The organism is Microbacterium sp. JB110, from assembly GCF_003335195.1.
Classification (GTDB): Bacteria; Actinomycetota; Actinomycetes; order Actinomycetales; family Microbacteriaceae; genus Microbacterium.
Genome location: NZ_QPGM01000007.1, coordinates 87,533 through 105,191, shown reverse-complemented (window position 1 = coordinate 105,191; position 17,659 = coordinate 87,533). Strand labels below are relative to the sequence as shown.

The 17,659-nt window shown below is 69.4% G+C and carries 17 protein-coding genes; 8 read left to right on the top strand and 9 right to left on the bottom strand.

What is annotated here, in order from left to right; translation table 11 throughout:
• Window positions 1-135 precede the first annotated feature (135 nt).
• The gene (gene manA, locus CIK77_RS12950; protein ID WP_087056506.1) at window positions 136-1,278 is read right to left on the bottom strand and encodes a mannose-6-phosphate isomerase, class I; all 1,143 of its coding nucleotides are present in this window, start codon (window positions 1,276-1,278) and stop codon (window positions 136-138) included.
• Between the two features lie 80 nt (window positions 1,279-1,358).
• On the opposite strand from manA, the gene CIK77_RS12945 reads away from it, so the two are divergent.
• The 3 genes from CIK77_RS12945 to CIK77_RS12935 all read left to right on the top strand — a co-directional run bounded on the left by CIK77_RS12945 (window position 1,359) and on the right by CIK77_RS12935 (window position 5,268).
• Window positions 1,359-2,816: an O-antigen ligase family protein gene (locus tag CIK77_RS12945; RefSeq protein ID WP_087056505.1), complete on the top strand. Its 1,458-nt coding sequence runs from the start codon at window positions 1,359-1,361 to the stop codon at window positions 2,814-2,816.
• A gap of 5 nt (window positions 2,817-2,821) precedes the next feature.
• Window positions 2,822-4,126: an O-antigen ligase family protein gene (locus CIK77_RS12940; RefSeq protein WP_087056504.1), complete on the top strand. Its 1,305-nt coding sequence runs from the start codon at window positions 2,822-2,824 to the stop codon at window positions 4,124-4,126.
• Window positions 4,127-4,275: 149 nt separating this feature from the next.
• The gene (locus CIK77_RS12935) at window positions 4,276-5,268 is read left to right on the top strand and encodes a glycosyltransferase family 2 protein (protein ID WP_087056503.1); all 993 of its coding nucleotides are present in this window, start codon (window positions 4,276-4,278) and stop codon (window positions 5,266-5,268) included.
• Window positions 5,269-5,274: 6 nt separating this feature from the next.
• On the opposite strand, the gene CIK77_RS12930 is transcribed toward CIK77_RS12935, so the two are convergent.
• Window positions 5,275-6,510 (bottom strand): MFS transporter, encoded by a 1,236-nt coding sequence (locus tag CIK77_RS12930; protein ID WP_087056502.1) that lies wholly within the window; start codon window positions 6,508-6,510, stop codon window positions 5,275-5,277.
• Between the two features lie 160 nt (window positions 6,511-6,670).
• On the opposite strand from CIK77_RS12930, the gene CIK77_RS12925 reads away from it, so the two are divergent.
• The 5 genes from CIK77_RS12925 to CIK77_RS12905 all read left to right on the top strand — a co-directional run bounded on the left by CIK77_RS12925 (window position 6,671) and on the right by CIK77_RS12905 (window position 12,062).
• Window positions 6,671-8,158, top strand: a complete 1,488-nt coding sequence (locus tag CIK77_RS12925; protein ID WP_087056501.1) for an adenosylhomocysteinase — start codon at window positions 6,671-6,673, stop codon at window positions 8,156-8,158.
• Window positions 8,155-9,492, top strand: a complete 1,338-nt coding sequence (locus tag CIK77_RS12920) for an amidohydrolase family protein (RefSeq protein ID WP_087056500.1) — start codon at window positions 8,155-8,157, stop codon at window positions 9,490-9,492. The genes CIK77_RS12925 and CIK77_RS12920 overlap by 4 nt, the downstream gene beginning before the upstream one ends.
• A 121-nt stretch (window positions 9,493-9,613) precedes the next feature.
• Window positions 9,614-10,462: an ABC transporter substrate-binding protein gene (locus CIK77_RS12915; RefSeq protein WP_249268736.1), complete on the top strand. Its 849-nt coding sequence runs from the start codon at window positions 9,614-9,616 to the stop codon at window positions 10,460-10,462.
• 5 nt (window positions 10,463-10,467) lie between these two features.
• The gene (locus tag CIK77_RS12910) at window positions 10,468-11,334 is read left to right on the top strand and encodes an amino acid ABC transporter permease (RefSeq protein ID WP_087056498.1); all 867 of its coding nucleotides are present in this window, start codon (window positions 10,468-10,470) and stop codon (window positions 11,332-11,334) included.
• Entirely contained in the window at window positions 11,331-12,062 is a 732-nt protein-coding gene (locus CIK77_RS12905) for an amino acid ABC transporter ATP-binding protein (protein WP_087056497.1), read from the top strand. The genes CIK77_RS12910 and CIK77_RS12905 overlap by 4 nt, the downstream gene beginning before the upstream one ends.
• A 55-nt stretch (window positions 12,063-12,117) precedes the next feature.
• Here the strand turns inward: CIK77_RS12905 and CIK77_RS12900 are convergent, their stop codons facing one another.
• From CIK77_RS12900 to CIK77_RS12870, 7 genes are all read right to left on the bottom strand, one after another.
• Window positions 12,118-13,023, bottom strand: a complete 906-nt coding sequence (locus CIK77_RS12900; protein ID WP_249268735.1) for an ABC transporter substrate-binding protein — start codon at window positions 13,021-13,023, stop codon at window positions 12,118-12,120.
• A 47-nt stretch (window positions 13,024-13,070) separates the two neighbouring features.
• The gene (locus CIK77_RS12895; protein ID WP_087056625.1) at window positions 13,071-13,763 is read right to left on the bottom strand and encodes an ABC transporter permease; all 693 of its coding nucleotides are present in this window, start codon (window positions 13,761-13,763) and stop codon (window positions 13,071-13,073) included.
• Window positions 13,760-14,425 carry an ABC transporter permease gene (locus CIK77_RS12890; RefSeq protein WP_087056495.1) on the bottom strand — a complete coding sequence of 222 codons (666 nt, stop codon included), beginning with the start codon at window positions 14,423-14,425 and terminating at the stop codon, window positions 13,760-13,762. The genes CIK77_RS12895 and CIK77_RS12890 overlap by 4 nt, the downstream gene beginning before the upstream one ends.
• Window positions 14,422-15,240: an ABC transporter ATP-binding protein gene (locus tag CIK77_RS12885; protein ID WP_249268734.1), complete on the bottom strand. Its 819-nt coding sequence runs from the start codon at window positions 15,238-15,240 to the stop codon at window positions 14,422-14,424. Before CIK77_RS12885 ends, CIK77_RS12890 begins: the two co-directional genes overlap by 4 nt.
• Window positions 15,237-15,470, bottom strand: a complete 234-nt coding sequence (locus CIK77_RS12880; RefSeq protein WP_087056624.1) for a DUF427 domain-containing protein — start codon at window positions 15,468-15,470, stop codon at window positions 15,237-15,239. The genes CIK77_RS12885 and CIK77_RS12880 overlap by 4 nt, the downstream gene beginning before the upstream one ends.
• Window positions 15,471-15,635: 165 nt before the next feature.
• Window positions 15,636-16,571 (bottom strand): 4-(cytidine 5'-diphospho)-2-C-methyl-D-erythritol kinase, encoded by a 936-nt coding sequence (locus CIK77_RS12875; RefSeq protein ID WP_087056493.1) that lies wholly within the window; start codon window positions 16,569-16,571, stop codon window positions 15,636-15,638.
• A gap of 10 nt (window positions 16,572-16,581) precedes the next feature.
• Window positions 16,582-17,652 (bottom strand): aldo/keto reductase, encoded by a 1,071-nt coding sequence (locus tag CIK77_RS12870; RefSeq protein WP_087056492.1) that lies wholly within the window; start codon window positions 17,650-17,652, stop codon window positions 16,582-16,584.
• Between the last annotated feature and the right edge of the window lie 7 nt (window positions 17,653-17,659).

Below are 17,659 nucleotides of genomic sequence, written 5' to 3'. Positions count from 1 at the left end.
GCGCTGCGATGGACGTGTGGACGCAAGTAATTACACCCGTGTCATTCGCGCAGGTCAAGTCGCTGACCTTAAACCCTCAACCCGCGATTGAGAGTTAATCGGCATACCGGCGTGTCGCGCCGCGCGTGTCGTGCGTCACACCCCCGGCTGTGCAACGAAGACCGTGCCGGTGCCGGAGAGCGCGAGCAGGTCGTCCGGTGTCGCCAGTGCGGCGCGCCCAGGGGCGAGCACGACCGAGGCATCGCCCTGCGCCACGGTGACCTCGCCCTCGGTGGCGAGCACGATCCCGACGCCGGTCAGCGCGACGCGCGCGTCCGCTCCGTTCGACACGCGGGCGCGCATCAGCGAGAAATCGCTCACGGGCACGGGGAACAGCTCCACGCCGCGCGAGCTGCCGTTCGCCGACGTCGGCAGCACGACGGGCACGGGCCCCGGCGTGGCATCGACGACGCTCATCAGCTCGTCGACGTCGATGTGCTTCGGCGTCAGCCCCCCGCGGAGCACGTTGTCGCTGGCTGCCATGATCTCGATGCCGAGCCCCGACACGTACGCGTGCAGCAGACCAGCACGCAGGAACATGCCCTCGCCCCTGCGCAGGATGACGTGGTTCATCAGCAGCGCCACGACGACACCGGGATCGGACGGATAGGCCTGCGCGATGCGTCGTGCGTTCGCGAGCGTCGACGCGAACTCCGTCGAGCGGGCGTCGGCCAATGCCCGGATGATCCGGTCGACGCTCTCCTGCGCGTCCCCGGAGAGGAGCCACCCGACCGCGGCCTTCAGAGACGCGTCATCCGGGATCTTCGCGATCAGGTCGTCCGCCGCCCCTCCGAGCGATGCCAGCAGTCGTCGGCTGCCCTCGGCGTAGCGGAGCCCGCTGAGGGCTTCGAAGCGGTCGCTGAGGGCGACGATCATCTCCGGCTTGTGGTTGTCGTCGGCGTAGTTGCGCACCGCGCCAGGGGCGAGATCCGCCTCACGGGCGTATCCCTCCTCCGCCTGCGTCTTCGACGGATGCACCTGGATCGACAGCGGCGAAGCGGCGGCGAGGATCTTCATCAGGTACGGCAGCCGCCCGTCGATGCCGTGCTCCGCTCCCCGCCGTGCCGTCCAGGCGTCGAGCGCGGTGCCGTCGGCGAGTTCGGCTGGATCGGATGGATGATCACCGAACCACACCTCGGCCTCCGGGCCGGCCGTCGCCGGCCTGCCCTCGAGATCGGCGATCAGGGTCCGCGAGCCCCACGCGTAGTCGCGCGGGGCGTTCGTCAGAGTCGTCAGCACGTGCGCCAGGATATATCCGCAGAGGCGGCACGTCACACTCGGAGCTCGCGCAAACTTCGCGCGCTACGCTGAAGCACACGATGGCCCAGCTCACGCGTCACCAGATCGCGCCGGTACCGACCGCCCCGGCCAGAGAGGCCACGGGGCGGATCGCACTGCGGGCGCTCACCGTTCTCCTGTTCTTCTCCGCGTTCGCGCACACGGCGCTGTGGAACCTGTTCAACGTCGGCTCGCTCGCCGTGCTCGCCGTGCTCGGCCTCGCGACGCTCGCCGTGTGGATCCCGCTCATCGTGCGCCCAGGGCGAGACGGCGATTCCGACCAACGCGTGCACGTCGTGCCGTTGGCATGGCGACGACTGCCGTGGGCCACGCTCGTGTACGTCGCCCTCGCCGGAGCGTCCATCGCATGGTCGCAGTGGCCTGGCGCGTCGGCCCAGACATGGGGGCTGCTGCTCGGCACCACCGTCCCCGCCCTGTTCGTCGCACACGTGCTGACCTGGAGCGAGCTGCTGCGCACGATCGAGCTCGCGCTGAAGTGGGTCGTCGGGCTGTCACTCGTGTTCGAACTGTGGGCCGCATCGGTCGTGCGCGGCCCTGTGGCGCCCAACTTCATCGAGATGCCGGACGATCCGGACCCGCAGATCTATTGGACGCGCGGCGACCTGTTCGATCTCGACGCACGCATTCAGGGCGTCGTCGGCAACGCGAACGTGCTCAGCATCGTCTGCCTGATCGCGATCATCCTGGTCGCCGTGCGCCTCGCCGCGCGGCAGCGGCATCGCGCGCTGCAGGTCGCATGGCTCGTCGTGGCCGCATTCCTGTATCTGCGCGCCGACTCCGCCACGGGCCATGTCGCCTTCGCCGTCGCCGTCGCCGTCGCCGTCATCGCGCTCCTGATGCGCCGCATCACGACTCGCGCAGGTCGCACCAGGCTGTACGCGCTGGTCTTCAGCGCCGCCGCAGCGGCGATCATCGCCGTCGTCCTGCTGTGGGACCGGGTCACCGACGTCCTCGGCCGCAGCGACGGTCTCAGCGGCCGCGACGCCATCTGGGCCGATGTCATCGAGCGAGCGAGCGCGCATCCGGCGTTCGGGAACGGCTTCGCGACCCCTTGGGTGCCGTGGGACGACGCGTTCCACGGTTGGATCGTCGACCACGACCTCACGGTTTTCCACGCGCACAACATGTGGATCGACGTCTTCCTGCAGCTCGGCGTCGTCGGTGTCGCCGTCGCTCTGGTCGTCTTCGTCGCGGCCGCGTGGCGCGCGTGGTTCTTCGCGATCGACAGGCCGAGGTGGGATCTCGAAGCGAACCGGCCGTACTCTGCGCTGTCGCTCGCGCCTCTGCTCATCATGGCCGTCCTGCTCACACAGGGCCTGACCGAGTCCGGCCCGCTGATGCTGTGGGGGTGGATGCTCATGGTGAGCCTGACGTTCCGCATCAAGCTGGCGCCCGTCATCGGCGTCGGCGCGGCAGAGTCACCGCGGGGTGTGCCGTCGTACGCCTCACCGACCGTCCTCGGCACCGCTCCGCGATGATCCGCATGCTGCGCGCTCGACTGATCGACCTGCTGGGTTCGGCGGACTTCGCGCGTGTGTACACGCTCATCGCCCTCGGTACGGCGCTGTCGGGCTTCGCCATCGAGCACATCGCGTCCGCATGGACGCTGTACTCGATGATGGCTGGCCTCGCCGTCGTCGGCGCCGCGATGCTGTGGGTGCGCAGGCGCGAGCTGACGCTGATCGGGTTCGCCCCGACGATGCTGCTCGGCTTCGTGCTGTGGGCACTGGTCAGCGTGGCGTGGGCGTTCGACAGGTGGGAGTCGTTCACCGGATGGCTGGAACTGCTCTGCTACGCCTTCGTCGCGGTCACGATCGCCCAGGTGCGAGACACCATGCAGGTCGTGCGCGCCCTCGGCGATGTGCTCCGCGCACTGCTCGGCCTGTCGATCGCGCTCGAGGTGCTGGTCGGCATCCTGTTGGACACGTCTTTCCCACAATTGGCGATGCCGGGTGACATCGCCTTCCTCGGTCCGATTCAGGGCATGTTCGGCACCCGCAACATGCTCGCGTTCGTGGCGATGATCGCGATCGCGACGTTCTTCGTGGAGTGGCGCCTGCGTGCGGTCGCAACCGGCGTCGCCGTGGGGTCGCTCGTCCTGGCCGGCGTGTCGGCCGCTCTGTCCGCCTCGCCGACAGCACTCGTGCTCGCCTGTGCGCTGGCGGTCGCGCTGTCGGTCCTGCTCCTCATCCGGCGTGTGAGACCGGGGAATCGGCTCGACGTGCACCGCGCTCTCGGCATCGGTGTCGTACTGCTCGGCGCGGTCGCGTATCTGTTCCGCGAGCGCATCTTCGAGACCGTCAACGCCGCCACGGCCCTCGCCAACCGGTCGGCGCTGTGGAGCGAGGTGCTGCGCTGGGTGGAGCGCCGCGCGATCCAGGGCTGGGGCTGGTACGGCGACTGGTTGGACGAACCCTTCCCCTTCCGCACCGTCAACTTCCTGATGGGGGCGCCGCACGAGTCCGCGCTGAACGCGTACCTCGACGTCACGCTGCAGCTGGGCGCGGTGGGGCTCATCCTGTTCGGCGGCATGTGCGCACTCGCGTTCGCTCGCGGCTGGGTGATGGCCAGCGAGCGGCGCTCCAGCGTCTACTTGTGGATGCCGCTGATGCTCACCGTCATCCTGGTGACATCTCTCGCCGAATCGTTCACGCTGGAGGGCCCAGGCTGGCTGCTGCTGGTGCTGTGCATCGTCACGGCGGGGCAGGCCAGGTCGTGGCGCACACTGATTCTCGACAGGCAGGACATTCCTGAGCCGCTCCCGCCGGACGACCGGCGCCCCGGGTGACTCAGCGATGCCACACACTCAGCGATTAGGCTCGAACCGCCAGAACCTCCCAAGCCGGCGCACCGGCCGAGGATGTCGCACGAGTACGGGGCGGCAATCACTCGCCTCGCCTGGGAGCAGTCGCGGCGCGAGAGCCTCGAGGAACTGAAATGACCGCACCCAGCGAAAGAGCACACCGAGTGAGTGAGACCTTCGACCCCGCCAGCGCCACGATCGCCGTCGTCACGTTCAACCGCTCGACCCTGCTGGCACGTCTGCTCGAGTCGATCGGCCGGATGGACCCGAAGCCCGGTCGCGTCGTCGTGGTCGACAACGCCTCCAGCGACGACACGGGCGAGGTCGTGAAGAGCTTCTCCGACACGATCGGCGCCGAGCTCGTCTACCGCAGGCTCGATGAGAACACAGGCGGCTCCGGCGGCTTCAGCGAGGGCGTGCGCGTGGCCTACGAGCTGGGCAGCGAGTGGATGTGGCTGATGGACGACGACGTCGAGGTGCTCCCGGACGGGCTGGCGCGGATGGGCGCATGGGCGCCTCGGTACAAGAGCATCCAGGGGCGCAGGTACGACTACGACGGCAGCGAGTTCTACTGGCAGTACCGCGTGTCGGTGCCGCTGGGCATCCCGATCCCGTTCGCACCAGCCGCGTTCGATGCACGCGGATACCGCCCGATGAACTCCGGCTGCTTCGAGGGCATGTTCATCCACCGCTCGGTCGTCGAGAAGATCGGCCTGCCCGACCCGCGGTTCTTCATCTACTGGGACGACACCGTGTACGGCTGGCTCGCCTCACGGCAGACGCGCAGCGTGATCGTGAACGAGTTCGTGCTGCGCCGCACCCGTGAGATCAAGCAGTGGGATATGGGGCTGCGGCATCTGAATGCGTCGAGCGACATGTACCGGTACTACATCATGCGCAATCGCGGCATCATGAAGCACTACTACGCCGAGCACGGCAAGTACCAGCCGTTCTACTTCGCCATCGGCACCGCCGCGACGTTCGTGAAGGAGCTCATCCGAGTCGCGATGGTCGAGCGCAGGGTCACGAAGAAGGGGATAGCCAACCTGTGGCGCGGCATGCGCGACGGGCGCAGGATCGCCAGGGACTCGACGTTCGAGGTGATGGCCCCGCTCGCAGCGCGGTGACCGCGCTCAGCGGCGGTTCAGCGCGGCGTTGACGGCGGCCGCGGCGAGCACGATCATCGATGCCGCCAGCGGGAGCCCGAGTGCGGGCGACGTGCCCGCTCGCTCGGAGACCTCTCCGGCGACGGCCGCCCCGATCGACTGGCCGACGATGAGGCCGGAGCCGATCATGGTCATCACGGTGGCCGAGCGCCCCGCGGGGGCGTGGGCCGCGCCGAAGCTGTAGATCGTCACGAGCACCGGACCGACGCCGAGGCCGACCAGTCCGAACGCCACCGCCATCGCGGCGAGATCGTCGGCGTTCCACACCAGCATGCCGCCGGCAGCCATCACGGCGGCGAAGACGACCAGCCGCCACCGCGGCGCGAACCAGGCAGGCATCACCGACACTGCGAGGGCGAGGGCCGCGGAGCCGATGCCCATGATGCCGTACATCACGCCAGCGCTCTCGCCGGAGCCGAGGTCTGTCATGAACGCCGTCAGCGCGGTCAGGCTGGCGCCGAAGCACGCGCCGACACCGAGCATGCCGACCACGACCACGACGATCCGGATGGCGAACAGCTCGCGCACAGCAGACGCGGGGCGACCGTCCGCTCCGTGCCCTTCGCCGGTTGTGCGCCCCGTCGGATGCAGCGCGAATGCGATCACGAACACGACGGTGAGCGCGGCGGCGGCGACCAGCGGCGCCCAGGGCGCGAGGCCGGCAGCCAGGATGCCCACCACGAAGGGGCCGAACACGAAGACGGTCTCATCCGCCGCCGATTCATAGGACATCGTCGACGACACCGTGCGCGAGCGGCGATCCGGTCGGATCCGACGCTCGATCACTCCGACGAGCCGCGCGCGCGACATCGGCGCCACCTGGGGAGCGGTCGCGCCGATGCCTGCCGCCGCGGCGATCACCCAGACCATGTGCGCGTCGCTGTAGACGATCAGCGCGAACGCGACCATCAGCGTCGCATGGGCGATCGCCGCGGTCGTCAGCACCCGCCGCTGCCCGAAGCGGTCAGCCGCCGCGCCGAGCAGCGCGCCGCAGCAGGCCGTTCCCAGCCCGACGGCCGCAGATGAGAACCCGCCGGCCGAGATCGATTCGCGTGCGGACGAGACGATCGTCAGCACGCCGACGATCATCATCGCGTACGGCAGCCGCGCGACGAACGCGACGACGAAGTACGGCAGGCCGACGGCCCGCAGCAGGGATGAGGCCGGCTCGACGCCAGGCTCTGTGCGCACGGCACCGGTCATGGGCTGCCTCCACGGTGGGTGCCGCCGTTGCCGCAGCGCGGCCGGTAGATGCACAGCTCGAGTTCGCGCCAGGCGAGGGCCGGACACGACGATCAGCTTAGCGGTGGGGCCTGGGTGCCGTACCCAGCGAGATTCCGGTCGCGTTTGACACCATGGCCTGGTGACCGATTCGTGGGCCAGCGCCGAGCGCCTCATCAGGGGCTTCGCCCGCGACACCAACCTGCTCATCGCCGGACGCAGCGCGCGGGTGAGCGGCGACGGCCCCGTCGCCGAGGCGCTGCGCTGGCAGCTGACCGCACTCGGCGCGCGGCTCGTCGATCGGGATCAGCCGCTGATCGCACCCAGCGTCGCGTTCGGCCTGCGCACGGGTGGTGCACGCGTCCTCGTCGATGGAACGGACATCCCCGATCGCGGTGACGCGGCGGGACGCATCGACTTCGCCGGCACCCACATGCCCGTCTCGCGCCGGATCGCCGACGATCTCGCGGCCTCGGGCGTCGCCAGAGGCCTGAGGGTCGGCGTGGCGATGGTGCTGGAGCCGAAGACCGCCCAGCTCGCTCTGATGCTGCGCGGCGCCGGCGCCGACGTCGCCGTGTACGCCCACCCGGATGAGACGGACCCGGATGTCGCCATGGCGCTGCGCTCACGAGGAATCCCCGTCGATGCCGACGCGGCGCTGTCGGGAGCTGCCGAGCGCAGCGCTGCTCTCGCGTTCCTGCGCCGCGGCTTCGATGTGCTCCTCGACGACGGATCGCACCTGATCCGGCTGGCCCACGAGGCCGCACCGGACGAGGCCGCCTCGTGGATCGGCGCGAACGAGGAGACCACGAGCGGGCTGACGCCGCTGCGCGCCATGGAACGGGCCGGCGAACTGTGCGCACCCGTGATCGCGGTCAACGACGCTCAGATGAAGACCCGCTTCGACAACCGATACGGCACGGGGCAGTCGTGCGTCTTCGCCATCGCCGATGTGCTCGATGCAGCAGGGATCTCGCTGCGCGACCAGCCGGCCGCCGTCATCGGCTACGGCCCCGTCGGGCAGGGCGTCGCCAGCCACCTGCGTGCGCTCGGCGCCGAGGTGCGCGTGGCCGAGCTCGACCCCGTGCGCGCCCTGCGCGCCGCGCACGACGGCTACGAGACGGGCCGCGCCGCCGACCTCGGTCGAGGTGCGCTCGTCGTCTCGGCGACCGGCGCGGCGGGGACGATCGATCGCGAGCTGCTCGCGGGAGCGGCCGTCGTCGCCGTCGCGGGCGGCGTACCAGGCGAGGTCGATCTCACCGGAGCCGATCTCGAGCCGCTTGCGCTCGACGGCGCCACAGTGCCGCACATCGACCGGCTCCGCCCATCCGGAGCGCTCGTGCTCGACCGCGGCGGCTGCATCAACATCACCGCGGCCGAGGGCAATCCGATCGAGATCATGGACTGGTCGTTCGCCGTGCAGCTGGCGGGGCTGGAGCATCTTGTGCGCACACGACCCGGCATCGGCGTGCACCCCTTCCCCGAGGAGGCGGATGCCGCCGTCGCGCGCGCCGCACTGGCTGCCAGGGGCACAGTCATCGACCGACGCACAACGGCGGATGCCACTGCCTCGGAGACGGAATGGCGCTCTCCTCGCTTCCGAGACGCCGCCGAGGAGGATCCGTCATGACGGACGACAGAATCACGATCTACTCGGCATCGCTGGTGATCCCCATCACCGCCCCTCCGATCCACGACGGCGCTATCGCCGTGCGGGACGGACGCATCCTGCACGTCGGCGAGCGCACGTGGGTCAGGCACCTGCTCGCCGACCGCGACACCACCGAGCTGCACTGGCACGGCGTGCTGATGCCTGGCCTGGTGAATGCGCACTCGCACCTGCAGTACACGGGAATGGCAGAAGTCGGCCGCGGCAGGTACGCGAACTTCGAAGACTGGGCCTCCGCGTTCGATCCGGTCTACGAGTCCGGCCACGACTGGGCGGCCGACGCCGCCTCAGGCGCCAGGATGATGCTCGCGGCAGGGACGACGGCTGTCGCAGACATCGTCACGGACGCCGAGGCGGCGAGCGTGCTGCACGATGCCGGTCTCGGCGGCATCACCTACTGGGAGGTGATGAGCTGGTCCAACGCCGAGTGGACGCGCACCGGCAGGGCGCAGGTGGAGCACGCGCTGGATGCGCTCCCCTCCCCTCCCGGCACGGGGCTCTCACCGCACGCTCCGTACTCACTCGACGTCGAGCCGCTGCTCGAGATCCCCGACATCGTGCGCGAACGCGGCAGCAGGATCCACCTGCACCTGGGAGAGGCCGCGTTCGAGCGCGAGTTCGAGCACGAGCACACCGACCCCTGGTACGGCATGGGCCTCGGCAGCTTCCGCGAGCTGCGCGATGCCGGATTCGGAACCGGTGCGACGGAGTTCGTCGACCGCCTCGGCGTGCTCGGGCCCGACTGCCACATCGCCCACGGCGTCTACATGACGGCGCGCGACCGCGCGATTCTGCGCGCCCGTGGCACGAGCGTCGCCCTGTGCCCGCGTTCGAACGCTGTGATCGGGCTCGATGAGCCTCCTGTGGCCGCATACCTGTTCGAGGGCAGCCCGATCGCGGTGGGCACCGATTCGCTCTCGTCGAGCCCTTCGCTCGACCTGATGGCGGACGTCGCCGCTCTGCACACGATCGCCAGGTCCCAGGGGTACACTAGCCGCGATCTGCCAGAGCAGCTGCTGCGCGCCGCGACCCTGGGCGGCGCTCATGCCATGGGCATCGACGTCGGACCGAAGCGCACCGGGTATCTCGCCGTCGGTGCTCTGGCCGATCTGGCCTTCTTCGACATCCCGGTCGCCTCCGTCGAGGACACCCTCGCGGCTCTCGTCGAGCACGGCACCGGCCGCGCGGCCGCCACCGTCATCGCCGGCCGGCTCCGCGCCGCCAGCGGCGAATACACGGCTCAGACGGGGGCGAGCGTCGGGGAAGAGCTCGTGACGATCACTCCTGAGCGGTAGGAGACGACTCTCGACCGTGCCGGCGATGTCTCCCGATGTCGCTCGGCATGAAACGCCCACCCCATCTGATCTACCCTGGACATCGCGCGTTCGCGCGCCCCGCACAGCACAAGGAGCACCCGTGAACTCTTCGTCCCTCTCGCGCCGCGTCGGCGCCGTCGCCGTCGCTTCAGCCGCGGCCATCGCCCTCGCGGGCTGCGCATCCGGCGGTGACGACACCGCAGAGCAGTCGGGCGACGACGCGATCACGACTCTCACGCCAGGCACTCTCACTGTCGCCACCGGCGAGCCCGCGTACACGCCATGGGTGGAGGACGACGACCCCGCAAGCGGTGAGGGCTTCGAGGCAGCCGTCGCCTACGCCGTCGCCGAGGAACTCGGCTTCGCCGACGACGAGGTCGAGTGGGTCAGGGCGAGCTTCGAGACGTCGGTGACGCCAGGACCGAAGGACTGGGACCTCAATCTGCAGCAGTTCTCCGTCACCGACGAGCGCAAGAACGCCGTCGACTTCTCGTCGACGTACTACACGACGTCGCAGGCGGTCATCGCCACGGCCGACTCCCCCGCCGCCGACGTCGGCAGCGTCGCCGAGCTGGACGAATACAAGGTCGGCGCATCCGTCGGCTCGACCAGCTATGCCCTCGCCGACGCCGAGCTCGAGCAGGAGGTGGCCACGTTCAACTCGAACGAGGACGCCGTGCTCGCGCTCTCCAGCGGCCAGATCGATGCCTTCGTGATCGACCTGCCCAGCGCGTTCTACCTCACCGGCGCCGAGATCGACGGCGGCGTGATCATCGGTCAGTTCGCCGATACGTCCGGCGGCGACGAGCTGGCCTTCGTCCTGCCGAAGGACTCCGAGCTCACCGGCCCCGTCACGGACGCCGTCGACGCGCTGCGCGAGGACGGCACCCTCGCCGAGCTCGAGCAGGAGTGGCTCGCTGACGCAGTCGACGTGCCCGTTCTCGACTGATCCGGATGAGCAGCCCCGTCCCAGACGCCGATCGGCGACCCAGCGAGCTCGAACTCGGCCGTCGTGCCGTGCGCAGGCGCGCCACGGTGCGCAGCGTGCTGATCGCCCTGGCCAGCACCGTTGTCGTCGCGGTCGTGCTCGGCATCGCGATCGTCAACACCCCAGGCTGGGACACCGCCCGCGAGACGTTCTTCTCTCCCGAAGCCGCCGTGCGCGCCTTCCCCGCCGTTCTGCAGGGGCTCTGGCTGAACATCCGGGTGCTGTTCTTCGCGGCCATCGCCGTGGCCGTGCTGGGCACGCTGCTCGCCGTGATGCGTTCGCTGCGCGGGCCGGTGTTCTTCCCGCTGCGCGCGCTTGCGACGATCTACGTCGACTTCTTCCGCGGCGTTCCCGTGCTGATCGTTCTCTACCTGGTGGGTCTCGGCATCCCGACGCTCGGCATCTTTCCGCGCATCGACGCCGCGGTGCTCGGAACCGTCGCGATCACGCTGTGCTATTCCGCGTACGTCGGCGAGGTGCTGCGCGCCGGCATGGAGGCGGTGCATCCCTCACAGCGCATCGCGGCGCGCTCGCTCGGGCTGTCGCACGCGCAGACGCTGCGCATGGTCGTCGTCCCGCAGGGCGTGCGCAAGGTCGTTCCTCCTCTGATGAATGACTTCGTGTCGATGCAGAAGGACGTCGGGCTGATCTCGGTGCTCGGCGCCGTCGACGCGGTGCGCGCCGCCCAGATCGATGTCGCGCAGACCTACAACTTCACGCCGTACCTCGTGGCCGGACTGCTGTTCGTGGCGATCAGTTGGCCGATGATCCGGCTGACCGACTGGGTCACCGCCCGTATGAACAAGCGCGAGCAGATGGGAGGAATGGTATGAGCGTTCTCGACGTGCGCGGTGTGCGCAAGCGCTTCGGCGACCATGATGTGCTGATGGGCGTCGACCTCGTCGTCGACGCCCATGAGGCGGTCGTGCTGATCGGGGCTTCCGGATCGGGAAAGTCGACGCTGCTGCGCACGATCAACCTGATCGAGCAGGTCGACGACGGCCAGATCTTCCTCTCGGGTGACGACATCACCGATCCGCACGCGAACGCCGACGCGGTGCGCAGCCGGATCGGCGTGGTGTTCCAGCACTTCAACCTGTTCCCGCACATGCGCGTGATCGACAACGTCACCCTCGCCGCGCGCAAGGTGCACGGCGTCGACCCTGCAGAGGCGAACCGTCGCGGCCTGGAGCTGCTGGCCTCACTGGGGCTGGGCGAGAAGGCGCGCGACTACCCCGACCGCCTCTCCGGCGGCCAGCAGCAGCGCGTCGCGATCGTGCGGGCGATCCTGACCGACCCGGAACTGCTGCTGCTCGACGAGATCACCAGTGCGCTCGACCCCCAACTGGTCGGCGAAGTGCTCGATCTGGTGCGGGAGCTGCGCGAGGAGCGCGGATCGACGATCCTGATGGCCACACACGAGATGTCGTTCGCCCGCGAGGTCGCCGACCGCATCGTGTTCATGCGCGGCGGCGTGATCATCGAGCAGGGCACGCCGGAGCAGATCTTCGACGCCCCGCAGCGCCGAGAGACCGCGGAGTTCCTCGCTCGCGTGCGCTGAGAGCCGGGGCCGACCGGCACTGATCACGCAGCGTCGTTCGGCCCCGTCGCGCTCGTCAGTCCAGCCCCTGCTCGCTCAGCCAGGCGGCGGCGATCTCGTCTGGCTGCTGGGCGTCGGTGGTGTTGGCGACGTTCATCGCCACGAGCTCCTCGCTGGTGAGCGCAGCGCTGACCGGGTCGATCGCCTCGGCGATGTCGGCGGCGATGTCGGCCGACGCGATCGGAACGACGTTCTGCGAGAGGAACAGGCCGTCCGGGTCCTCCAGCGGCACGAGGCCCTCGGACTCGATGCGCGGGTCGGCTGTGAAGACGTTTCCGACCTGGATCGTGCCGGCCAACAGCGCCTCCACCGTGGTTTCGCCCGTCGCCTCGAACGCGAGATCGACGCCGTACATCGACTCCGCGCCGCTCGGACCGTACGGGCGCTCCTCGAGTTCTGGCGGGCCGCCGAGCGTGACGGTGCCGTCGATGTTCGCGAGGTCGGCGATCGTGGTGAGCTGGTTGTCGTCGGCGAACTGCTGAGTGACGCTGTAGGAGTCCTGGTCGGTCGCCGGTGCGTACGCCAGCGCTTCCAGCCCATCTGGCAGCGCCTCACCGAGCTCTGCGTACACATCGTCCGGCGTGCGCGCCTCGGTGGTGTCGTCCAAGAACTGCAGCAGATTGCCTGTGTACTCGGGGAAGAGGTGGATCTCGCCGTTTTCGAGCGACGGCATGTAGACGTCGCGCTGGCCGATGCTGAACTTCCTCTCGACCTCGAACCCGGCGTTCTCGAGCGCCTGGGCGTAGACCTCGGCGATGATCTCGTTCGACGCGTAGGCCTGCGAACCGACGACGATGCTCTCGCCAGAGCCCGAATCGGCGTCGCCGCCCTCCGTCTCCTCTGCCAGAGGGTCGCCCGACCCGCAGGAGGCGAGTGAGAGGGCGAGCACGCCCGCGCCCACCAGTGCTGCAGTCTTGGTCATGGCTTTCATGGGGTTCCACCTTCCGTAGCGGATCGTGCTCTGCAAGCCTATGCCGCACCGGCGACACCGGGCACCGCTGCGACGCCGCGCGGACGCGCCGCCCGCTGCAGCAGAGCGAAGACGCCGTCGAGCGCGAGCGCCAGCACCGCGACCGCGAGCGCCCCGCCGAGCACCTGATCGAACTGCCGCAGCTGAATGCCCTGCAGAATGTCGTACCCGAGCCCGCCGAGATTGACGTACGCCGCGAGGGTCACCGTCGCCACGACCTGCAGCACGGCCGAGCGAAGGCCTCCCACGAGCAGCGTCAGCCCGAGCGGAACCTCGATGCGCCACAGGATCTGCCACTCGGTCATGCCGAGGGCTCGACCCGCCCCCACCGTTGCGCGGTCGATCGTCTCGAACCCCGCATACGCTCCGGCGAGGATCGACGGGATCGCCAGCAGCACGAACGCGACGAGCGCGGCCGGCGTCGAGTTGAGCACTCCCATCAGCAGCACGAGCAGCAGGATGAGCCCGAACGACGGCAGCGCCCTGGCCGCCCCGGAGACGGCGACGGCGATCTCTCGGCCCCGGCCCGTGTGCCCGATCGCCCATCCGATCGGCACCGCGATCACCGCGGCGATGGCCACGGCGATCACGGTGTAGACCAGGTGCATCCCCACGGCGACGAGGAGCGGATTCGAGCCGGCCAGCCTCTCCGGCGAGAACAGCCACGCGAACGCATCGACGAGGAGGTTCATGCCGCGCTCCTCCCCCGCCTCCGCGCGCGATCCGACGTCGCCCACGGCATCAGCGCCCTGCCGGCGAGCGCGAGCAGCGCGTCGATGACAAGCGCGACCAGTGCCACCGCGACGACTCCGGCGAAGATCTCCTCGACGAGCCGCCGCTGGAATCCGTTCGTGAACAGGTAGCCGAGGTTCGTCACACCGATCAGGATTCCGACGGTGGCCAGCGAGATCGTGCTCACCGCCGCCACCCGCAGGCCGGCGAGGATGACGGGTCCGGCGAGGGGGAGCTCGACTCGGAAGAAGCGTCCGACCGGCCCGTACCCGGTCGCGACGGCCGCTCGGCGCACATCCGCATCGACGGAGTCGAAGCCGTCGGCTGCTGAGCGCACCAGCAGCGCGACGGCGTAGATCGACAGCGCCAGCACGAGGTTGACCTCACTGAGGGCGCTGATGTCGAACAGCACGGGCAGCAGCGGCAGCAGCGCGAGTGACGGCAGTGTGTACAGCAGCCCCGTCACGGTCAGCACGAAGCCGCGCACGGCCCTGAAGCGGTGCGCCACCCAGCCGAGCGGAATCGCGATCACGAGCCCGTACAGGATCGGCGGCACGCTCTGGCGCAGGTGTTCGAGCACCAGCGAACCGATCAGGTCGAGATTCGCGAGCGTCCAGCTCACGCGTCGCCTCGCAGCATCCCCTGCACCCGCCCCGAGCCGTCCACGACTGCCGTGCCCTGCGACGTCGTGCGCAGCGTCATCTCGCGCCTGCCGCCGACCAGCCCGACGAACTCGCGCACGAAGTCGTCTGCGGGGCTCTCCAGGATCTCGTCCCTCGTTCCCTGCTGCACGATGCGGCCCTCGCGCGCCAGAATCACGATCTCGTCGCCGAGGGCGAACGCCTCGTCGATGTCGTGGGTGACGAACACGATCGTCTTCCCCAGCTCCGTCTGCAGGCGCAGAAGCTCGCGCTGCAGCTCGCCGCGCACAACGGGGTCGACGGCGCCGAACGGTTCGTCCATCAGCAGGATGTTCGGATCAGACGCGAGCGCCCTGGCCACCCCGACGCGCTGCTGCTGGCCGCCGGAGAGCTGTGCGGGGTAGCGCGCTGCCAGCTCGTCGTCGAGGCCGACGGTCTCCATCAGTTCGCGCGCGCGTGCGCGCGCCTGCGCCTTCGGGACGCCGTTCAGCACGGGCACGGTGGCGATGTTGTCGATCACTCGCACGTGCGGCAGCAGACCGGAGCTCTGCATCACGTAGCCGATCGATCGACGCAGCCGCACAGCATCGCGCTCGTGCACGTCTTCGTCGTCGATCAGCACCTGGCCGGAGGTCGGCTCGACCATCCGGTTCACCATGCGCAGCAGCGTCGTCTTGCCTGAGCCCGACGAGCCGACCAGCACGACCGTCCTGTGCGACGGCACGGTGAGGCTCACATCTGCCACAGCGACGGTGCCGTCGGGATACTCCTTGCGGACGGAGCGGAACTCGATCACGACGCGATCACGGAGACGGCAGGCGAGAAGGCGACGTACTCGCGAGCGTCGACCCCGATGCGCGCGATGGCCGCATCGTCCATGTGCGGATAGCACCATGCCGCATCCGTCTCGCGCTCGCCCTCCGCCTCGATCGAGAAGTAGCTCGCATCGCCCCGCCAGCTGCAGGTGTACCCCTCTCGGACGGCACCAGCAGCTCTCGGTTCACGCTGTGCGGCGGGAAGTACCACGCCCCATCGACTTCGATGATCTCCTCATCGGATGCTTCTGCGACCACCAGGTCGCGCCACAGTGCTCTCATCGCCCCTCCAAACGCATCGGTTGCGGGCGTCGGTTCGACACTACCCACACCCACCGACATCCGTCACGCACTCGCGCGGAGCGCCGCGTGCCGGTCAGCCGACGATGCGCGCCCCTGGCACGGGCCCGTGCACGAGCAGGGTGTCGTGCCCTGCCGCGTCGAGGGTCTGCTGCAGCTCGGCCGCCGCTTCGGCGCCAGAGGCCAGGAAGGCGATCGTCGGGCCGGAGCCCGAGACGATGCCGGCCAGGGCCCCCGAACTCTCTCCGAGCTCCATGGTCTCGGTCAGGTCGGGACGGAGCCGCAGCGTGGCCGCCTGCAGATCGTTGCGCAGACACGCTGCGAGCATCTGCGGGTCGCCCTGACGGAGCGCGTGCAGCACGTCGGTGTCGACAGCGGGGCTCTCTGCTCCCTGCCCTATCTGCGCGCCGTGCTCCTCGCGGTGCCGGTCGAGCATGCCGTACGCCTCGGGGGTCGAGACGCCGACCGGATTCGTCACGAGCACCCAGTCGACGCGCCCCCTCGCCAGTGCGGGGTTGAGCCGATCGCCCCTGCCCGTGCCGACCGCGGTGCCTCCGAGCAGCGCGAACGGCACGTCGGCGCCCAGGCGCGCTGCGAGCTTCTGCAGATCGCCGCTGGACAGACCGGTGCCCCACAGCGCGTCGCACGCCAGCAGGGTCGCCGCGGCGTCGGCGGAGCCCCCGCCCATTCCGCCGGAGACGGGCACCTCCTTATAGAGGTCGATCCTGACGCCGCCGTGATAGCCCGTCTCCTCGGCCAGCAGCCTGGCCGCCCGGAGGGCGAGGTTGCACTCGTCCCTCGGCACACCGAGCACCGGGACGGACCCCGTCACCTGCGCGATCGTGAAGTCGTCATCATGCGTGGCCACCACGTCCTCGTACAGCGACACGGCTTGGAACGCGGTCGCCAGGTCGTGGTAGCCGTCCGGCTGCAGACGCCCCACCTCGAGGAAGACGTTGATCTTCCCCGGTGCGCGGACGCGCACGGAGGGAAACGGGTCGGCGAGGGTCATACGCTGATCGCTACTGGGTCGACGCCGACTCGGCCCACGAGTCGTACTCGAGCTGGGCACCGACGGCGTCGATCGCCTCCAGCTCCTCTGCGGTGAACGCCGGGCCGTCCAGCGCGCCCAGGTTCTCGTCGAGCTGCTCGACGCGGGAGGCGCCGATCAGGGCGGATGCGACCACCGGATCGCGCAGGATCCATGCGATCGCCATCTGCGCGAGCGACTGGCCGCGCTGGGACGCGATCTCGTCGAGCTGGCGCAGGTTCTGCAGCAGCGGCTCGGAGATCGCTCCTGACGGCATCGAACCGCGGCTGCGCTCTGCGGCTCCGTCGCCGAGGTACTTCGACGTCAGCAGGCCCTGCGCGAGCGGTGTGAACGCGATCGCGCCCATGCCCTCCTGCTTCAGCGCTCCGGTCAGGCCGTCCTCGACCCAGCGGTTCAGGATCGAGTACGCCGGCTGGTGGATCACGAGCGGTGTGCCGAGCGAGCGAGCGATGGCCTTGGCCTCGAGCGTGCGGGAGGCCGAGTAAGAGGAGATGCCGACGTACAGCGCCTTGCCCTGCTTCACGAGGGTGTCGAGCGCGCCGATCGTCTCCTCGAGCGGGGTGACCGGGTCGGCGCGATGCGAGTAGAAGATGTCGACGTAGTCGAGCCCCATCCGCTCGAGCGACTGCTCGGCACTGGCGATGATGTACTTGCGCGAACCGAACGTGCCGTACGGGCCCGGCCACATGTCCCATCCGGCCTTCGACGAGATGATCAGCTCATCGCGGTACGGCTTCAGGTCCTCCCGGTAGATGCGGCCGAAGTTCGTCTCCGCCGAGCCGTACGGGGGGCCGTAGTTGTTGGCCAGGTCGAAGTGCGTGATGCCCCGATCGAAGGCGTGCCGGATGAGGCTGCGCTGGTTGTCGATCGGAAAGTTGTCGCCGAAGTTCCACCACAGCCCGAACGACAGCGGCGGCAGGTACAAGCCGGTCTCGCCCACCTGGCGATAGTCGTTCCTCACGTACCGGTCGGCGTCCGGAGTGAAGGGGCGGTGCAGGTCGCCGATGTCGGCGACGGTCTCGAAACGAGCCTTGTCAGTCATGGCTTCA